The following is a 16,496-nucleotide window of genomic DNA, read 5'->3' as shown; positions in this document are numbered from 1 at the left end:
ATGCGTAGTTCTTTGCGTGTTACTCCACGAGGCAACTGGCTGGCCCCGGCGCTGCTGGCCCTGGCCTTGCTCGCACCGACGGCGCAGGCGGCCGCGACGGGTTGCGCGGCCTTCGGCCAACTGCCCTCGGTCATCGAGATGGATCAGGGCCTGCAGCAGGAGCTGCGCCTGCCGGTGGCCATCACCCGGGCGGCGGTCGGCGAGCCCAAGGTGGCCGATGTGCAGCCCAGCGGCGAGCGGGCCGTGCTGCTCACGGCGGTGGGGCAGGGCACCACCAGCCTGATGCTGTGGACCGACTGCGCCGCCCAGCCGCATCGGGCCATGCTGTTCGTCAAGGGCCGGGCCAGCGCCGACATGGCAGAGGCCGCGCAACTGCCCACGGCCCAGGAGGACCTGCCCGTGCAGGTGCAGGCCGATATCCGCTTCGTCGAAGTGCGCCGCCTGAAGTACAAGGAGGCCGGCGCTAGGTTGTTCTTCAAGGGCTCGAACAACAGCCTGATCGGCTCGCCCAATACCGTGCCCAACACCGTGGTGCGCCCCGGCTACGTGCCGGGTGTCGCCACCGGCACCAACCCGGTGACCTACGCCGATGTGCGGCCCGGCATCCCGCTCGACAACGACGTCTTCAACATCGTCTGGGGCGGCGGCAGCAGCCGCTTCCTGGCGATGATCAACGCCCTGGAGAACAGCGGCTTCGCCTACACCCTGGCCCGCCCCAGCCTGACCGTGCTCAGCGGCCTGACCGCGAGCTTCCTGGCCGGCGGCGAGATCCCCATCCCGGTGCCCAGCAGCGGCAGCGACAACGTGTCGATCGAGTACAAGGAGTTCGGCGTGCGCCTGGCGCTGACCCCGACCGTGGTCAGCCGCAACCGCATCACCCTGAAGGTGGCGCCCGAGGTCAGCGAGCTCGACTACAACAACGCGGTGGTCATCGCCGGTACCCAGGTGCCGGGCCTGAGCGTGCGCCGCACCGACACCAGCATCTCGCTGGCCGATGGCGAGAGCTTCATCATCAGCGGGCTGATCAGCAGTAACGTACGCTCGGCCGTGGACAAGATGCCGGGCCTGGGCAACCTGCCGATCATCGGCGCGTTCTTCCGCCAGTCGGCGCTCAACCGCGAAGAGACCGAGCTGCTGATGATCGTCACCCCGCACCTGGTCCAGCCGTTGGCCGCCAATGCGCGCCTGCCGGAGCTGCCGGGCGAGGCGCTGCGCACCTACGACCCCAGCTGGGGCCGCCTGTTCTTCATGGAAAACGGCAATTTCGAAGGCCGTGGCGGGTTGTCCCAATGAGCGAAAGCCTGAACCAGACCTACCTGGCCCTGACCCGCAACGACGAAGACCTGCACTGGCTGCAGGGCGCGTTGGCACCGCTGGGGCAGGTGATCGGCGCCAGCAGTCCGAACCTCGACGAGTTGCTGGCGCTGGTCGACATGACCTTCAGCAACCTGGTGTTCATCGGCCTGGACCGCGAACAGCTGATCGGCCAGTGCGCGTTGATCGAAGGCCTGCTGGAAGCCAAGCCGATGCTGGCCATCGTCGCCCTCGGCGACGGCATGGACAACCAGCTGGTGCTGCACGCCATGCGCGCCGGCGCCCGCGACTTCGTCGCCTACGGCTCGCGCGCCAGCGAGGTGGCGGGGCTGGTGCGGCGCCTGGGCAAGCGCTTGCCGACGGCCACCAGCAACCCCAGCCTGGGCGGCCTCACCGTGCTCTACGGTGCCCAGCGCGGCGCGGATGGCGCGCTGCTCACCACCCACCTGGCGCGGGTGGTGCAGGAAAGCGGGCAGCAGACCCTGCTGCTCGACCTCGGCCTGCCCCGCGGCGACAGCCTGGCCTTGCTCGGTCTGGAAGCGTCGTTCCATTTCGGCGATGCCCTGCGCCACCTGCGCCGGCTCGACGCCACCCTGATCGACAGCGCCTTCACCCGCGACAAGGGTGGCCTGCGCATCCTCGCCTATGCCGATAACGACGAGGCCCTGCAACAGTCCAGCGCCGCCGAGCTGCATATGCTCCTCGGCGCCCTGCGCCAGCACTTCCAGCACATCGTCGTGAACCTCACCGGGCAGGCCGACAGCGAGGCGCTGCGGACCCTCGTCAGCCACTGCGACAAGCTGATCGTCTACACCGACCAGAACATCCTCGACTGCCGGCGCAACCTGGATGTGCTCGAGCAGTGGCGCGACCGTGGCATCAAGCTCGAGCACGCCAGCCTGCTGGTGGACCGCTACCTGCGCCAGGTGGCGCCGGATGCCGAGGCCCTGGCCAAGCGCTACGGGCTGCCCTTGCTCAAGGTCATGCCCTACAGCCCGGAAGTGCGCCTGAACGCCAAGAACCAGGGCCTGAGCCTGTTCGAACTGGCCCCGCGTGAAAGCCTTACCCAGGCCCTGCGCGGGCTTGGCGAGCGCCTGGCGCGGCGCTCGGAAAACCTCGCACCGCCGGGCCAGAGCTGGCTGCGCCGGCTGTGGGGCAACCGATGATCAGCGAAGAACCCTTTGGCGGGCCCCGACATGCGGCCAGTGACCCGCAGGCGCTCAAGCGCGCCCTGCACCGGCACGTGATCGATGCCATCGAGGACAGCGGCCGCAACCTGCTGGAGGGCGCGCGGCCGGTGCTGGCGCAGTTCGTCCTCGAGCAGGTGGGTGACTATGTGGCGCGTCTGCGCCTGGCCCTGTCGCGCTACGAGATGGAGCGCCTGGCCGAGGAGATCGTCGACGAGCTCACCGGTTATGGTCCGCTGGAGGTGCTGCTGCGCGACCCGAGCGTGACCGAGATCCTGGTCAACGGCCCGTACCGGGTGTTCGTCGAGCGCTCTGGCTTGCTGCAGCAGACCGACCTGCGCTTCATCGACGCGCACCATGTCGAGCGGGTGATGCAGCGCATCCTGGCGCCCCTGGGCCGGCGCCTGGACGAGTCGTCGCCAATGGTCGATGCGCGCATGCCCGACGGCAGCCGGGTCAACGCGATCATCCCGCCGGTGGCCCTGGACGGGCCGTGCCTGTCGATCCGCAAGTTTCGCCAGGACATGCTCAAGAGCGCCGACCTGCTGGCCACCCGGGCCATCGACCAGCCCATCTACGACTTTCTCGAACGCGCCGTGGGCCGGCGTTGCAACATCCTGGTCAGTGGCGGCACCGGCACCGGCAAGACCACCCTGCTCAACATCCTCAGCCAGATGATCGCGCCACAGGAGCGCCTGGTGACCATCGAGGACGTGGCCGAGCTGCAGCTGCACCACCCCCATGTGGTACGCCTGGAAACCCGCCCGCCGAATGCCGAGGGCCACGGCGAGATCAAGGCCAGCGAGCTGATCCGCAATGCCCTGCGCATGCGCCCCGACCGCATCATCCTCGGCGAGATCCGCGGCGCCGAGGTGCTTGATGTGATGACCGCGATGAACACCGGCCATGACGGTTCGATGAGCACGGTGCACGCCAACACCGCCCAGGACGCCCTGCTGCGCCTGGAGACCCTGGTCGGCCTGACCGGCCGGCAGATTGCCGAGAAGACTCTGCGGCAGATGATCTGCGCCGCGCTGGACGTGGTGATCCAGCTGACCCGCCTGGCCGATGGCCGGCGCTGCGTCAGCGAGGTGCTCGAAGTGGTCGGGGTGCGCGACGATGTGTATGTCACCAACACCTTGTTCCGCCTGGACCGGCGCAGTGGCGAAGGCTTTCTGCGCGAGGCGCCGAACCCCGCCGGCGGCAAGCTGCGCCACGAAGGGGTGCTGTGATGGGGCCGCTGCTGCTGGCCCTGTCGCCCCTGTGCCTGGGCATGGCCTTGCTGCTGTGGCGCCTGGGCCTGTACAAGCGCGGCGAAGAGCGCATCCTCGACCGCATGGGCCGGGCCTACCGCGCCGTGCGCAGCGGCACGGCCCGGCGTGACTGGCTCGACCCGCTGTTGCAGCGGGCGGGGCTTGTCCATGCCGATTTCTCCCCACGGCCCTGGTTGCTGGGTTGGCTGGCGCTGACCGTACTGGCCGGCGTGCTGGCCGGCTGGGTGGCGGCGCTGATGGTGCTGGCCGGCCTGCCTCTGCTCGGCCACCTGTACCTGAGTTGGCGCTGCCGGCGGCGCCTGCAGCAGATCGTCCAGCAGTTGCCCGGCCTGCTCGACTACAGCGTGCGCAGCCTCAAGGCCGGGCGCACCCTCAACGAGGCGGTGCTCGGCGGCGTCGACAGCACCCGCGAGCCGTTGCGCTCGGCGATGCTGCGGGTGCGGCGCAACGTGCAGCTCGGTGTGCCGCTGGAAGATGCCGTCAGCGAGTTCGCCGAACTCTACGGTCAGGCCGAACTGCGCATGTTCGCCCTGGGGCTGCGCATCAACCAGCGCCACGGCGGCAACGCCAGCGAACTGATGGAGAACCTGATCAAGCTGATCCGCGAACACGAGCAGGGCGACCGGCAACTGCGCGCCATGACCGGCGAGACCCGCATCACCGCGTGGATCCTCGGCGCGCTGCCGCTGGTGATGGTCGGCTACTTCCTGTTCGCCAACCCCACCTACCTGCTGGCCATGTGGCGCGACGCCAGCGGCCAGATGATGCTGCTATTCGCCTTTGTCATGCAGGCGGTCGGCTGTCTGGTGCTGTGGCGCATGATGAGGAGCCTGTGACCATGGCCTTGATGCTCAGCGCCCTGTGCCTGTTCGCCGCGTTCGCCCTGCTGGCCGCGCAGGCCATCGGCCAGTGGCGCGCTCGCCAGCGCGTGGCGCGGCGCCTGCAGGGGCGGCTGTACCGTGACGAGCGCCTGGGCGACTGGTTGCAGTGGCTGGGCAGCAGCCCCTGGGGGCGGCGCCTGCAACGGCTGGACGGCGAGACCCAGGCGCTGCTTGACCGCCTGGGCTGGCGGCGCAGCCGGCAACGCGCACTGTTCGCCGCCGTGCAGTTGGGCTTGCCGTTGCTGGCGGTGGGCGTGGCGCTGCTGTTGGTCCATGGCCTGCCCGGGGAAAACCGCGGGCACTGGGGCGTGCTGGTGCTCTGTGCGCTGGGCGCGGGCTACCTGTTGCCCAAGCGCCTGCTGGTCGTGGCGGCGGCCCGGCGTCAGCGGCGCATCGCCGAGGAAGTGAGCCTGCTGATTCCGTTGCTGCGCATCCTCTTCGAAACCGGGCTGGCGGTGGAGCAGGCCCTGCGCGTGCTGGCCCAGGAAGGCCGCAGCCTGGTGCCGAACATCAGCGACGAGTTGCGCCTGGTGTTGCAGCGGGTCGATTCCGGCCTGGCCCTGGGCCCGGAGCTGGAAAAGACCGCGCGCCTGCTGGCGGTGGACGAGTTCATCGACACCTGCGTCATCCTCCAGCAACTGCTGGTGCAGGGCAGTGGCTCGATGAAGTCGTTGCTGGCGCTCAAGGAACTGCTTGATGACCGGCGCCTGACCGGCCTGCAGGAGCGGGTGTCGAAGATGTCGGCGAAGATGTCGGCGGTGATGATGCTGTTCCTGTTCCCGGCCCTGCTCATCGTTCTGGCCGGGCCAGGGTTTTCCGCCCTGGCGCGGGCCTTGGGTTCATAAGCATCGAACATTCGGGCATTGATAGGGGAGACGCACAATGAAAGCCATCCTGACGTTCATCAGCCTGCTACTGCTCAGCGGCTGCGCCGGGCAGCCCCCCGAAGGCCTGGCGCGCCTGCTCGGCGGCGGCACCTGTGGCAAGCCCGACGCCGACCAGCAATTGAGCCTGGACATGGCCGACCAGATGATCAGCGAAGGTCGCCCGCACGCCGGGCTGGCCCACCTGGAGCAGTTGCCCGATCAGCTCGACCAGGTGCGCCTGCGCAAGGCCAAGGTGCTGCGCCTGCTCGGGCGCGCCGAGGCCGAACCGCTCTACCGCAGCCTGCTCGGCGGTTGCCTGGCCGCCGAAGGCGAGCACGGCCTGGGGCAACTGGCCTCGGCCCGTGGTGACGACGCCCAGGCCCTGCGCAACCTGCAACGGGCGGCGCGGCTGGCGCCCACCGACGAGAAGGTGCGCAACGACCTGGGTGTGGTGCAGATGAACCTGGGCAATCACCAACAGGCGCGTTTCGAATTTCTCACCGCCATCGAGCTCAAGGACGACAACCCGCTGCCGGCCGTCAACCTGGTGACCTTGTCGCTGGTGCAGGATAACTGGCGCCAGGCGGAGGACCTGGTCAATCGCCTGCACCTGAAGCCCGAGCAGTTCGCCGAGGCCCAGGCCCGGGCGCAGCGCATTCTTGCCAACGGGCGTGGCCCGCTGGCCGCCACCGAATCCCCGGCCGCGGCCATCAACTGAGCGGAGGTGAACATGTTCAAGCCCTGGATCGTCCTCGCCTGCCTGGCCACGCCACTGTTGGCGCTGGCCGAGGACCCGCCGCGCCAGCTGCGCCCGCAGACCGCCACCGAAGCCCTGTTGCAGGTGCAGGCGAGCAACCGCCAGGCCTCCAGCGTGCGCCAGATGCAGACCGACAAGGAACGCGACCAGGCCATGCAGCGCTGGCTGGACAGCTACAAGTATCCGATCCCGGATTTCTACCGCTGGACCAAGATCAGTTCGTCGAACAATTGAGAGCGCACAGCTTGATACAGTCAGCAAAACGATAAGGGCCGCTCTGCGCCCCATCGCTGGCAAGCCAGCTCCCACAAGGGCCGCGCACTGCCTGAGGTTTGCGCAAATCTGTGGGAGCCGGCTTGCCGGCGATGGGGTGCGCAGCAGCCCCAGTAACGCTAGTTGGCGGTCGTCAGCAGATCAATGGGTGGTAAAGCGTTGATGCACCGGCGAAGAACGTGGGGTCAGCGCCAGCGCCAGTTGCGTGCGGTTGTGCATGTGGGTCAGGCGCAGCACCTGGGACACGTACAGCTTCACCGTGTTCTCGGTGATGCCCAATTCGCAGGCGATCTGGTAGTTGGTCTTGCCCTTGCTCACCAGCCGGGCGACTTCCAGTTGCCGCGGCGACAGCTTCTCGAACGCCGCCGGCAGCTCCGGCTCGCCTTCCTCGCTATCGCCGGCGCGCCGATGGGCGCCCTGGCCCCGGGCTTTTTCCAGGTCCTGGTAGAGGTCGTCGATGGACTCGGCCAGCTCCTGCAGGCGCTGGTTGAGGCTACCCAGTTCGCGGAAGTTGCGGCGCCGCTCCAGCAGCGCGGTTTCCTGGCGCCGCACGCCTTCGAGCAACTCGTCCAGGTCCATGGGTTTCTGGTAGTAGTCGGCGAAGCCCTCGCGCAGGGCGCGGATCACGTCCTGCTTGTCGGCGCGGCCGGTCAACATGATCGCCTCGAACATGCGCTGCGGCCCGGCGATCTGCTTCAACGTGCGCACCAGTTCGATGCCATCGCGCTCGGGCATGTGCAGGTCGCACAGGATCAGGCCGATGGTCTCGTCCGCCTTGAAGCAGTCGATGCCCTGGCCGGTGGAGTGGGCGGGGACACAACGGTAGCCCTCGCTTTCGAGGAATTCGCACAACTCTTCGACGATCACTGGCTGGTCGTCGACCACCAGCACTTTCACCTCACTGACGGGTTTGTTCACGATCAACTCCCTGTTGTATCGGCCCTGCTCCCGGGCCAGACGCTCCGGCAGTTAGAAAAGTAGTCGCACTTTGCCGTTATGTACATCGGTCCTACTCCATAATCCGACCCTTCGGTCGCTTATTGGATCCATACCGCTGTCAGAAGGAAGCCAGCGAGCACGTAGGGGGCAAAAGGCTGCTTGTCGCCGACCTGTTCGGCCAGCGCCTGCAGGCGCTTCTTCACCTTGGGGTTGAGCAGGGTCCACAGGCGCCGGCGGCCGAACATCCAGGCCAGGACGGTGACCCCGGCGCCGATGAAGGTGCCGAGCACGTACTGCGGGCTGGTGGCCAGGGCCAGGGCGCCCATCAGTTTCACGTCGCCGGCGCCGAAGCGGCCGAGCATGTAGCCGGGCAGGGTGAGCAGCATGACGATGGCCAGGCCCCAGCCGGCCTCGCTGGCGTCGGCGCCGATCCAGCTGCGTCCGGTGGCGAATAGCCAGGCCAGGGCGCACGCCGCGACGCCCAGTGTCAGGGCGTTGGATATTTGTCGTTCACGGACATCTTGTTCGGTGCACAAGGCAAGCCACAGCAGGAGAACAATGCTTTGCATTGGCAAAATGCCATCCCTATTCGTTGAACGGTTCTATGCTTTCAGACAGGTCTCACAGTCAGGGTAGACGCGAACATGAAAGCAGGCCCGGCGGGACAACAAAAAGGCGCGGCTGCCATCGAGTTTGTCGCGGTATTCATGGTGTTTTTCGCGGTGTTCTACGGCCTGGTCAGCTACGCCTTGCCGATGCTCATGCTGCAGTCGTTCAACCAGGCCAGCAGCGAAGCGGTGCGCCGTTGCGTGGCCGTGGACCCGAGCAGCCAGACCTACGAGCTGGACGTGCAGGGGCTGGCTCGCCAGGTGATCGGCCAGCAACTGGCGTGGATGCCCAATGCGCTGGGCTTCAATGTGAATACCGATACCCGGGTTACCGTGGGCACGGACAAGGTGCTGACGGTGGTGATCGACTATCCCCGCGAACGCCTCAATCGCGTGTTGCCGACGCTGTTGCTGCCCGTGATCGGTGACGTGCCCAAGCTGCCCGCGCGGTTGCAGGCCCAGGCGAGCCTGCAACTGTGAGTGGTGGCTTGTTCGACCGCTGGTTCGCCGCGCCGCCCCCCGCCCAGGTGCCCGAGGCGACACCCGCCGTGGGCCTGCAACTGTGGCTCGATGACCAGGCGCGGGTGCTGCGCCTGGCCGGCCCGCTGCGCAGCCTGCTGGCATTGCCCGGCCAGGCTGGCGCGCGGGTGCACGACTACCTTGAGCGACACAGCTGGCTGGTGCTCGAAGGCCACCCCGCCGACTGGCAGGGGCAGCCACTGGACCTGGATTTCCATACGGTCATGGGCCACGCCCTGCACACCCGCGGTTGGCTGCAACGCCACGAGCAGGGCTGGATGCTGCAACTGTTCGATATCGGCGACCTGCTCCGCGAACAGCGCTGGGATCGCCAGCGGCCGCTGCTCGGAGAGATCGGCCATGCCCTGCGCGAATGCGGCGCCGAGCGCCTGGCGCAGACGGTGCGCGAGCAGTTGCGCAGCCTCGCTGAACATTGGCAGGCCGCCGCATTGCGCCTGGTGCTGCGCGAACCGGGCGGCTGGCGCCACTTCGCCAGTAGCGACGATGCCTGGCCCTGGCCCGATGACCGTCGGTTGCGGGACAGACTGGACCAGTGGCCGGCCCAGACCCTGATCGAGGTGCGCGACGACCCTGAACTGCTCGCCCTGTGCGGAGGTGCCTCGCTGTTCCTGGTGCCCTATCGGCAAGGGCTGGAGGCCGAGGCCTGGATGTTGTGCGCCGGGGCGCACCAGGTGCCTGCGGTCGACATGGCCATGGCCCTGGTGCGCAGCTTGACCGAGCCGCTGCTGGTACGGCATCGCCGCCAGCAACTGCAGCACCAGGCCCATCACCTTGACGACTTGCAGCAGCAGTTGGGCGCGGGGTGGTGGGAGTGGCCGGCGCATGGCGACCTGCAACTGGACCCGGCCCTGGCCGCGACCTTGGGTCTCGACGGCCGGGTCGGGCTGGACCAGTGGCTTGCCCGCCTGCACCCGGCCGACCGCGAGCCGGCGCAGCTGGCCCTGGACCAGGCCCGTGCCGGGCAGGCATTGAGCCTGGGCGTGCGCCTGCTGGACCGTGACCCGCTCGTGGCGCCGCGCTGGTTCCATTGGGCCGGTCAAGGCCGGGGCGGCCAACTGCGCGGTTTCCTGCTCGATATCAGCGCCCTCAAGGCCCAGGAGCAGCAGGCCGGCGCGGCCCGGGCGCGGCTGGAGAACCTGATTGCCCGCTCACCCGCGGTGATCTACGTGCAACGCTATGCCGAGGGCGCGCTGCACGGCGATTTCTACAGTGCCAGCCTGGCGCCGTTGCTGGGCTGGGAGGCCGACGGCGAACTCGCCCGCCAGCCGGGCCTGGCGGTGCACCCCGATGACCGGCCGCTGTGGCTGGAGCGCACCCGCAGCCTGCTGCGCGATGGCCTGGTGCGTTGCCGCTATCGCCTGCGTGACCACCTTGGTGGTTACCACTGGATGCTCGATGAGGCCCGACTGCTGCGTGACGACCTCGGCCAGCCGCTGGAAGTGGTCGGCCTGTGGCTGGACGTCAGCGAAGCCACCGAGGCCGCCGAGCGCATGCGCCAGAGCGAGGAACGCTATCGGGTGCTGGTGGAGGACTCGCCGGCGATGATCTGCCGCTATCGCCCGGACCTCACCGTGCTGTTCGGCAACCGGCCGTTGGCCGATTACTTGGGTTGCACGCCCGAGCAGTTGCAGGGTGCGGACCTGGGGCAATGGTTGTCCGCCGACCAGCGTGATGCATTTCTCCAGCGCCTGCGGGCACTGACGCCCGGGCAACCGGTGAGCAGCGCGGAGATCTGCCTGCAGTTGCCTGGCCGTGAGCATGCCTGGTGGGTCTGGGCCGACCGCGGCCTGTTCGACGGCGAAGGCCGCCTGCTCGAGGTGCAGGCCGTGGGCCGCGACAACACCGAAGTGCGGCGCAGCCAGCAGCAGCTGTTGCAGGGTGCCAAGATGGCCACCCTCGGCGAGTTGGCCACCGGCCTGCTGCACGAGATCAATCAACCGCTCAACGTGATGCGCATGGCGGTGGTCAATGCGCTCAAACGTCTGGAGAACGGCGCCGCCGATCCGGCCTACCTGGAGGACAAGTTGCGCCGTATCGAGGCGCAGGTAGCGCGCGCTGCCCGGCTGGTCGAGCACATGCGCGTGTATGGCCGGCGTTCGACGGTCGAGTGCGAGCGCTTCGCCGCATGGGGCGCGGTGCAGGGTGCCCGGGGGTTGCTCGAGGAGGGCTTGCGCGGCAAGGGCGTGGCGCTGCACCTCGAGTCGCCCGAGGCGATGCCGCAAGTGCTCGGGCATCAGGACCAGCTGGAGCAGGTGCTGATCAACCTGATGGTCAACGCCCGCGATGCCTTGCTCGAGCAACAGGTGGCGCAGCCCTGGATCCGCGTGCGCCAGGCGCTGCATGGCGAGCGGCTGTGGCTGCTGGTGGAGGACAATGCCGGCGGCATCGATGCGCGGCTGCACGAGCGGATCTTCGAGCCCTTCTTCACCACCAAGCCGGCCGGTGTTGGCACCGGCCTGGGGCTATCGGTCAGCCACGGCATCGTCAGCCAGATGGGCGGCGAGCTGACAGTGAGCAACTCGCCCGAGGGCGCGTGCTTCTGCATCGACCTGCCGGTTCACTGCACCAGCTGAGCGTGGCCGCTGGAGCAACTGAGGTTGGCGCCGACCTCGGCGCTGGCCAGGTCGATGCCCAGGACCTTGAGCAAGCCGTTCACCAGTGGATCGAGCAGGGGGCTGAGCAGGTTCCTGATGATCGGCTCGAGGATGTTCTTCACCCCGTCCAGCAGGCCGGCGGTGAGCACCAGCACCTGGCCGAGGCCGCTGTTGGCAGTGGGCCTGTAGGCTTCCAGATGTACACCGGCAAGTGTGCCGGACAGGCTGCCCACCACCTGGGCCTGGTCGCTATCCATGGGCTGGAACATCGGATCCTGGCCGATATTTCGCGGTGCATGGTCGTCGGCGAAGACCAGTGGTTTTTCCGTCGGGCCGCTGCCGAGCAGCTTGGTGTCCACCCGCAGGCCGATACCGCCGCCGGCATAGGGCACGCGTGTGCCGCAGGACGGCGGCAGGATCAGCAGGCGGCTGCAGACATTGGTGCCGATATCGATGACCGGCAGGGCCTGCACTTTCACCAGGTCAGGCCCCTTGCTGAGGAAGTCGGCCGGTGAGTCGAACTTGCCGATCGCGATCCTCGCCGCCGAGCGCTGGGTGAGGGTGGTCAGGCTCTTGGGCGCGCAGCTGTAGTTGTCGGGTGGCGCCGGGCGCAGGCGGCTGGTGCCTTCGGCCACTTCGATGCCGATATCGATATGCACCTGGCTGTCCAGCAGCTTGATGTCGCTGACCTTGCACGGGATGCCCAGGGCGCAGGTCAGCGACTGCACGGTGCCCAGCAGGTTCAGGCTGAGCAGGTTGTTGAGCACGTTGGTCAAGGGCGCTGCCAGGTCCAGCACGGCATTGAGCAACCCGGCGATGCCGGTCAGCAGGGGCAGGTCCAGTGATACCAGCGCGCGGATCTGTGCGGTATGGACGCGCAACTCATCGCTGCGCGGGTCGCCTACGGCGGAGTTCTGCGGGGGCTGGATCACCCTCAGATACACGCGGCCGTTGATCAAACCTAGTGCGGTGATAGGGATCTCGGCATTCACGGCTTGTCGATTAGCCGCCAGCTGAATCATCGCCTGGACCAGTTGCAGCACTTGCACGTTCGCGTCCAGGCCAGCCTGGACGGTGCCGGTCTGCAGGTTGAGCAACTGCCCCAGGGTGATCGGCCCTTTCAGGTCCGCGGCGAGAGCGAGCAAATTGCCGGTCACCTCCACGGCGGCACCGCTTTGCTGCAGAACCTTGACGGCGACGTCCAGCAGCTTGTCGGCAGTGGTCTGGAAGTCGAGCAGTTGCTGGTAATCCCCCAGGTTCAGCTTCAGTTCGGTGGAGAGTGCATCGAGGTAGTTGAGCAGGTTGAGCTGGGTATCGGCGATGCCTTGCCAGCCCAGCACGGTGAGTTGCGTGCTGGCGCCGATGGCCTTCAGCAGGGCGTTGAGAATGGCCGACTGCATCGAACTGACCTGCAGCAGTGTGCTGCGAATGCTCAGCATTGCCTGGGGTGGCCCTGGGCTTGCGGCCACCGCGCTGGCGCGCAGGGTGGTGGTGCGGGCGATGGCACCGCCCTGCACCAGCGCGTAGATGCCACCGGCGAAGCTGGTGACCACCACATTGCTGACTTCGACCTTGATCGCCTCGTTGCGCTGATTGTCGGCAGTGAAGGTGCGCAGGTTGTCATTGCCGGTGCGCAGGTAGCCGCAGCTGGCGATCAGCGGGTTGAGCGGCGAATGGCCGTTGCGGGTGGCGGCGGTGCGGGCCAGGGTGGATGCCTGTGGGCCGCTGCCGGTGCAGGCGCCGTCATGCTCGGCGGCTTCCAGCGCAGCCATGTCGGCGATGCGTTGCAGCTTGCGTTGTTCGAGGTAGAGGCGGCCGCTGTCGACGGTCAGGAGCATGAACACCAGGGCCAGGCCCATGGTCAGCGCGGCCATCAGGCCGATCGCGCCGCGTTGGCGCACAACGGAACGGGGAACCACGGGCACTCCTTTGCCGGCCTGTGGCCCGGCAGCGCGGCGGCGGTGCAAGGAGTGTAGTCAAGGTGATGGCAAGTTGCCTTGATCGAAGTGCCTCGCCCAAGCGGCGCATCGCAGGGGCGGGGCAGCGGGTTTGCCCCGCGATCAGGGACTCAATGTGGCGGGTAGTTGCTCAGTACCTGGGTCACGGTCTTCTGGATCGCCGCGTTGCGTTCCTGCGGGCTGGGCGGGTAGTTGTTCATGATCTGTTCGGCACTGCCACGCCACACCAGCTTGCCGTCACGCCCGTCGAACAGGTCGACCTGGATGGTCGCCACCTTGTAGTCGACGCTGCGGGTCTCGTTGTACATCGGCCCGCCCCAGTAGCCGCCCCAATAACCGCCCCAGGCGCCGCCGTAGTTGGTGGTGATCTGCTGCTGGCGGTCCTCGACGATCAGGTAGGCGCGCACCTTCACATCGGCCCGGGCACTGCCCTGGACCGGGCGCAGGCCACGCTGGTCGAGCTGCCCGGCGACCGCCTGGCGGATGCGCTGCTCGGTCAGGTCGCTCTTGATCCGTGGATCGTCCGGACGGTATTGCAGGGCCGGCTCCTGCCAGGCCCAACTGCGGTAGGCGGCGAAGTCGCGGCTGGCATCGAAGTCCTGCTGCACGTTGTTACTCGAACAGGCCGCCAGCAGCAGGGCGAAGGACAGAAGTACGAGACGGCGCAACATGATGGTTCTCCGTAAAGGGTCAGCTGGGAGGATAGCCGCTCATCGCCTTGCTCACCGACTCGCGCAGGGCGCTTTCGCGTTCACGCGGCGAGTCTTTGTCGCTGCCGCTTTCGGCGCTGGCGCTCCACACCGGCTGGCCGTTGCGGGCATCGAACAGGTCGATGCGCACAACCATCACCTCGACCTGGTAGGTGCGCACGATCGGCACGCTGCCATAGGCGCCATAACCATTGCGGTAGCCGCCGTAGCCGACGCTGCCATAGGGGTAGGGGCCGTAATAGGGATCGTAGTCGTAGTCGCGCACCTGGCGCAGGCGCCGCTCCAGGCGCACGTCGGCGCTGACCAGCAGGTCGGCAGGGGCATTGTGGGCCGGGCGCAGGCCGTGCTGGTCGAGGGCGCTGCTCACCGCGTCGGCCAGTTGGCCCGGTGTAGCGTTCGCCAGGCCGCCGGGGGGCTGGCTGTTGCGCCAGCTCCAGCTGCGGTAACGGCCATAGTCGCGCGTTGGCGTGGGGTAGGCGCTGGCATCGAAGGTACCGGCGGCTTGCGGCGGTGCCGGTGGCAGCGGCTTGCCGCTGGCGACATAGGGATTGCTGCCCTGGCAGGCGGCCAGGGCGAGGGGGAGCAGGGCCAGGCAGAGCAGACGGTACGGCATGTATCCTCCTGGCGGGCGGGTCAGTGGGGCCGGCAGATCCAGTGAAGATAACGACCCAGGCCGGCGAAGCTGGGGTGGCGCCGGTGCGCCAGCTCCATCTCCAGCAGGTCGAGCAGCTCGGCCTTGGCCTGGAACTCCTTGGGCATGTAGTCGTGGAACACGCGCACGCCGCTTTCGCTTTCGACCTGCCACATGGGATCAAGTTGCGCCTTGAGCTCGCGTGGATCAAGTGGTTTCTGTGGCGTCAGGCTCTGCTTCTCGCCGGCCAGGCGGTTGTGCCGCAGCTTGCGGAAATGCCCCTTGAGCAGGTTGCGGTAGACCAGCGCGTCGCGGTTGTAGAAAGCCAGCGACAGCCAGCCGCCCGGCGCTGTCAGCTGGTGCAGCACCGGCAGGATGCTTTCGGGTTCGGCCAGCCATTCGAGCACGGCGTGGCACAGCACCAGGTCGTAGGGCTCGGTGAGCTGGCCAAGCAGGTCTTGCCAGGGCGCCTGGATGAACGTTGCCTGCTGGCCGGCCTCGGCGAAGCGCGCACGGGCGCCGTCGAGCATCGGCGCGGCGGGCTCGGCGAGAGTCAGTTGGTGGCCACGCTGGGCCAGCCACAGGGCCATGTGGCCCAGGCCGGCGCCGATGTCGAGCACCCGCAACGGGCGCTCGGGCAACGTTTCGGCCAGGTCGGCCTGGAGCACCGCCAGGCGGATCGCCCCCTTGGCGCCACCATAGATCTTCTCGGCGAAGCGGCTGGCCAGTTCATCGAAATGACGGTCGTTCATTTGGCGAAGCGCCTTTCGCTGTCGGCGAGTTTGGCCCGCACCACCTCGTTCATGTCCAGGCCAAGCTCGCTGCACAACAGCAGCAGGTAGAGGACGATATCGCCCACTTCCTGGCCGGCGTGGGCAAGCTGGTCGGCAGGCAGCTGGCGGGACTGGTCTTCGCTCAGCCACTGGAAGATCTCCACCAGCTCGGCCATTTCGACGCTGGCGGCCATGGCCAGGTTCTTCGGGCTGTGGAAAACCCGCCAGTCGTTGGTGTCGCGGATGCGGTGCAGGCGTTCGGTCAGTTCTTGCAGGTTCATCGGGGTCTCCTCGTGGCGCATAGCTTCCGGCGAGGTTCCTTGCAAAGCAAGCCCGATCAGCGTGCGCGCCAGCTGCCAACCATGTGCACCAGCCCGCCGTGGCCATCCAGGCGCAGCTCGCCGGCCGTCCCTGCCTCGCTGGCGCTCAGCACTACCTCCGACGGCAGGCGCACCGGCTTGTGGAAGTCCACCGCGAATTCATATCCGGCTTTCGGCAGGTGTCCCTGTAGCGCCGCCAGCGCCATGGCCTTGCTCCACATGCCATGGGCGATGGCCTTGGGGAAACCGAACAGACGTGCGCTGAGGCTGCTCAGGTGGATCGGGTTGTAGTCGCCGCACACCTTGGCGTAGTGCCGGCCGATGCCGCTATCGGCGTACCAGCGGGTGGCCTCCGGCAGCGCGGCGGGTGCTTCTGTGGTGGCGGTGGTGGCCTGTTGCTCGAGCTTGAGGCCGCGTACCAGCATGCGGCTGGTCTCGCGCCAGAGCAGCCCGAGCCCGTCCTCGGCCTCGGTCACCAGGTCGAAGGTGCCGCCCTTTTCGTGGGGCTGCAGGTTGTCGGCGTACACCGCGAAGCGCAACCCATCGATGCCGCCCAGTGGGCGCAGCACCTGCAGGCTGTTGTGCAGGTGCACCAGCCCGAGCAGGGGGAAGGGGAAGTCGTCCCCGGTGAGCAACTGCAATTGCAGGCTGAAGGCCATGACGTGCGGGTAGGTGCCCGGCAGGCGGCCGTCATCGGCGAAGTGGCAGAGCCGGCGATAGGCCGCCAGGTTGGCGCCATCGACCCGCAGGTAGCAGCGCAGGCCTGTCTCCGGTAGCTGGCTGCCACGGATCTTGCGTTTGCCCAGGGCGCGCAGGTAGAGGTTCAGGCGTGAGTCGGGGCTGTGCAGGTCGTGCCAAGGTCGGGTCATGG

Annotated in this window: 17 protein-coding genes; 9 read left to right on the top strand and 8 right to left on the bottom strand. The window is 67.7% G+C overall.

What is annotated here, in order from left to right; all coding sequences use genetic code 11:
- The 7 genes from ACZ9C1_RS14810 to ACZ9C1_RS14780 are packed head-to-tail and all read left to right on the top strand — an operon-like array spanning nt 1 to nt 6,513.
- A complete protein-coding gene (locus tag ACZ9C1_RS14810; RefSeq protein ID WP_139668429.1) occupies nt 1-1,293 on the top strand; it encodes a type II and III secretion system protein family protein in 1,293 nt (430 codons plus the stop codon).
- Nucleotides 1,290-2,480: a CpaE/TadZ family protein gene (locus ACZ9C1_RS14805; protein ID WP_102684810.1), complete on the top strand. Its 1,191-nt coding sequence runs from the start codon at nt 1,290-1,292 to the stop codon at nt 2,478-2,480. Before ACZ9C1_RS14810 ends, ACZ9C1_RS14805 begins: the two co-directional genes overlap by 4 nt.
- The gene (locus ACZ9C1_RS14800) at nt 2,477-3,733 is read left to right on the top strand and encodes a TadA family conjugal transfer-associated ATPase (protein ID WP_038706838.1); all 1,257 of its coding nucleotides are present in this window, start codon (nt 2,477-2,479) and stop codon (nt 3,731-3,733) included. Before ACZ9C1_RS14805 ends, ACZ9C1_RS14800 begins: the two co-directional genes overlap by 4 nt.
- Nucleotides 3,730-4,611: a type II secretion system F family protein gene (locus tag ACZ9C1_RS14795; protein ID WP_198754750.1), complete on the top strand. Its 882-nt coding sequence runs from the start codon at nt 3,730-3,732 to the stop codon at nt 4,609-4,611. Before ACZ9C1_RS14800 ends, ACZ9C1_RS14795 begins: the two co-directional genes overlap by 4 nt.
- 2 nt (nt 4,612-4,613) lie before the next feature.
- Nucleotides 4,614-5,501 (top strand): type II secretion system F family protein, encoded by an 888-nt coding sequence (locus ACZ9C1_RS14790; protein ID WP_476254122.1) that lies wholly within the window; start codon nt 4,614-4,616, stop codon nt 5,499-5,501.
- A gap of 37 nt (nt 5,502-5,538) precedes the next feature.
- Complete coding sequence (locus ACZ9C1_RS14785; protein ID WP_476254121.1) at nt 5,539-6,240, top strand: tetratricopeptide repeat protein; 702 nt, start codon at nt 5,539-5,541, stop codon at nt 6,238-6,240.
- A gap of 12 nt (nt 6,241-6,252) precedes the next feature.
- Complete coding sequence (locus tag ACZ9C1_RS14780; RefSeq protein ID WP_476254120.1) at nt 6,253-6,513, top strand: DUF3613 domain-containing protein; 261 nt, start codon at nt 6,253-6,255, stop codon at nt 6,511-6,513.
- A gap of 180 nt (nt 6,514-6,693) precedes the next feature.
- Here the strand turns inward: ACZ9C1_RS14780 and ACZ9C1_RS14775 are convergent, their stop codons facing one another.
- Both ACZ9C1_RS14775 and ACZ9C1_RS14770 read right to left on the bottom strand, forming a co-directional pair.
- Complete coding sequence (locus ACZ9C1_RS14775; protein WP_431196981.1) at nt 6,694-7,476, bottom strand: response regulator; 783 nt, start codon at nt 7,474-7,476, stop codon at nt 6,694-6,696.
- A gap of 113 nt (nt 7,477-7,589) precedes the next feature.
- On the bottom strand, nt 7,590-8,060 hold the full coding sequence (locus tag ACZ9C1_RS14770; RefSeq protein WP_038706832.1) for an A24 family peptidase: 471 nt from the start codon (nt 8,058-8,060) through the stop codon (nt 7,590-7,592).
- Between the two features lie 75 nt (nt 8,061-8,135).
- On the opposite strand from ACZ9C1_RS14770, the gene ACZ9C1_RS14765 reads away from it, so the two are divergent.
- A complete protein-coding gene (locus ACZ9C1_RS14765) occupies nt 8,136-8,579 on the top strand; it encodes a TadE family protein (protein ID WP_023632045.1) in 444 nt (147 codons plus the stop codon).
- A complete protein-coding gene (locus ACZ9C1_RS14760; protein ID WP_476254119.1) occupies nt 8,576-11,212 on the top strand; it encodes a PAS domain-containing sensor histidine kinase in 2,637 nt (878 codons plus the stop codon). The genes ACZ9C1_RS14765 and ACZ9C1_RS14760 overlap by 4 nt, the downstream gene beginning before the upstream one ends.
- On the opposite strand, the gene ACZ9C1_RS14755 is transcribed toward ACZ9C1_RS14760, so the two are convergent.
- From ACZ9C1_RS14755 to ACZ9C1_RS14730, 6 genes are all read right to left on the bottom strand, one after another.
- Nucleotides 11,197-13,152, bottom strand: a complete 1,956-nt coding sequence (locus ACZ9C1_RS14755) for a pilus assembly protein TadG-related protein (protein ID WP_476254118.1) — start codon at nt 13,150-13,152, stop codon at nt 11,197-11,199. The two genes, ACZ9C1_RS14760 and ACZ9C1_RS14755, sit on opposite strands and share 16 nt — an antisense overlap.
- A gap of 149 nt (nt 13,153-13,301) precedes the next feature.
- The gene (locus tag ACZ9C1_RS14750) at nt 13,302-13,862 is read right to left on the bottom strand and encodes a DUF4136 domain-containing protein (RefSeq protein WP_023630953.1); all 561 of its coding nucleotides are present in this window, start codon (nt 13,860-13,862) and stop codon (nt 13,302-13,304) included.
- A 19-nt stretch (nt 13,863-13,881) separates the two neighbouring features.
- Nucleotides 13,882-14,514 (bottom strand): DUF4136 domain-containing protein, encoded by a 633-nt coding sequence (locus tag ACZ9C1_RS14745; protein ID WP_476254117.1) that lies wholly within the window; start codon nt 14,512-14,514, stop codon nt 13,882-13,884.
- 20 nt (nt 14,515-14,534) lie between these two features.
- A complete protein-coding gene (locus ACZ9C1_RS14740; RefSeq protein WP_102684816.1) occupies nt 14,535-15,284 on the bottom strand; it encodes a methyltransferase in 750 nt (249 codons plus the stop codon).
- A complete protein-coding gene (locus tag ACZ9C1_RS14735; protein ID WP_102684835.1) occupies nt 15,281-15,586 on the bottom strand; it encodes a MazG-like family protein in 306 nt (101 codons plus the stop codon). Before ACZ9C1_RS14735 ends, ACZ9C1_RS14740 begins: the two co-directional genes overlap by 4 nt.
- Nucleotides 15,587-15,642: 56 nt before the next feature.
- The gene (locus ACZ9C1_RS14730) at nt 15,643-16,494 is read right to left on the bottom strand and encodes a MaoC family dehydratase (RefSeq protein WP_476254116.1); all 852 of its coding nucleotides are present in this window, start codon (nt 16,492-16,494) and stop codon (nt 15,643-15,645) included.
- Nucleotides 16,495-16,496: the final 2 nt, after the last annotated feature.

This window comes from Pseudomonas sp. TE21435 (assembly GCF_056279265.1).
This window is presented reverse-complemented; position numbering and strand designations above follow the sequence as displayed.

Excerpts from the sequence above, each read along its gene's own strand:
- ACZ9C1_RS14810 (WP_139668429.1), top strand. The coding sequence starts at position 1 with ATGCGTAGTTCTTTGCGTGTTACTCCACGAGGCAACTGGCTGGCCCCG.
- ACZ9C1_RS14805 (WP_102684810.1), top strand. The coding sequence starts at position 1,290 with ATGAGCGAAAGCCTGAACCAGACCTACCTGGCCCTGACCCGCAACGAC.
- ACZ9C1_RS14800 (WP_038706838.1), top strand. The coding sequence starts at position 2,477 with ATGATCAGCGAAGAACCCTTTGGCGGGCCCCGACATGCGGCCAGTGAC.
- ACZ9C1_RS14790 (WP_476254122.1), top strand. The coding sequence starts at position 4,614 with ATGGCCTTGATGCTCAGCGCCCTGTGCCTGTTCGCCGCGTTCGCCCTG.
- ACZ9C1_RS14785 (WP_476254121.1), top strand. The coding sequence starts at position 5,539 with ATGAAAGCCATCCTGACGTTCATCAGCCTGCTACTGCTCAGCGGCTGC.
- ACZ9C1_RS14780 (WP_476254120.1), top strand. The coding sequence starts at position 6,253 with ATGTTCAAGCCCTGGATCGTCCTCGCCTGCCTGGCCACGCCACTGTTG.
- ACZ9C1_RS14770 (WP_038706832.1), bottom strand. The coding sequence starts at position 8,060 with ATGCAAAGCATTGTTCTCCTGCTGTGGCTTGCCTTGTGCACCGAACAA.
- ACZ9C1_RS14765 (WP_023632045.1), top strand. The coding sequence starts at position 8,136 with ATGAAAGCAGGCCCGGCGGGACAACAAAAAGGCGCGGCTGCCATCGAG.
- ACZ9C1_RS14750 (WP_023630953.1), bottom strand. The coding sequence starts at position 13,862 with ATGTTGCGCCGTCTCGTACTTCTGTCCTTCGCCCTGCTGCTGGCGGCC.
- ACZ9C1_RS14745 (WP_476254117.1), bottom strand. The coding sequence starts at position 14,514 with ATGCCGTACCGTCTGCTCTGCCTGGCCCTGCTCCCCCTCGCCCTGGCC.
- ACZ9C1_RS14740 (WP_102684816.1), bottom strand. The coding sequence starts at position 15,284 with ATGAACGACCGTCATTTCGATGAACTGGCCAGCCGCTTCGCCGAGAAG.
- ACZ9C1_RS14735 (WP_102684835.1), bottom strand. The coding sequence starts at position 15,586 with ATGAACCTGCAAGAACTGACCGAACGCCTGCACCGCATCCGCGACACC.
- ACZ9C1_RS14730 (WP_476254116.1), bottom strand. The coding sequence starts at position 16,494 with ATGACCCGACCTTGGCACGACCTGCACAGCCCCGACTCACGCCTGAAC.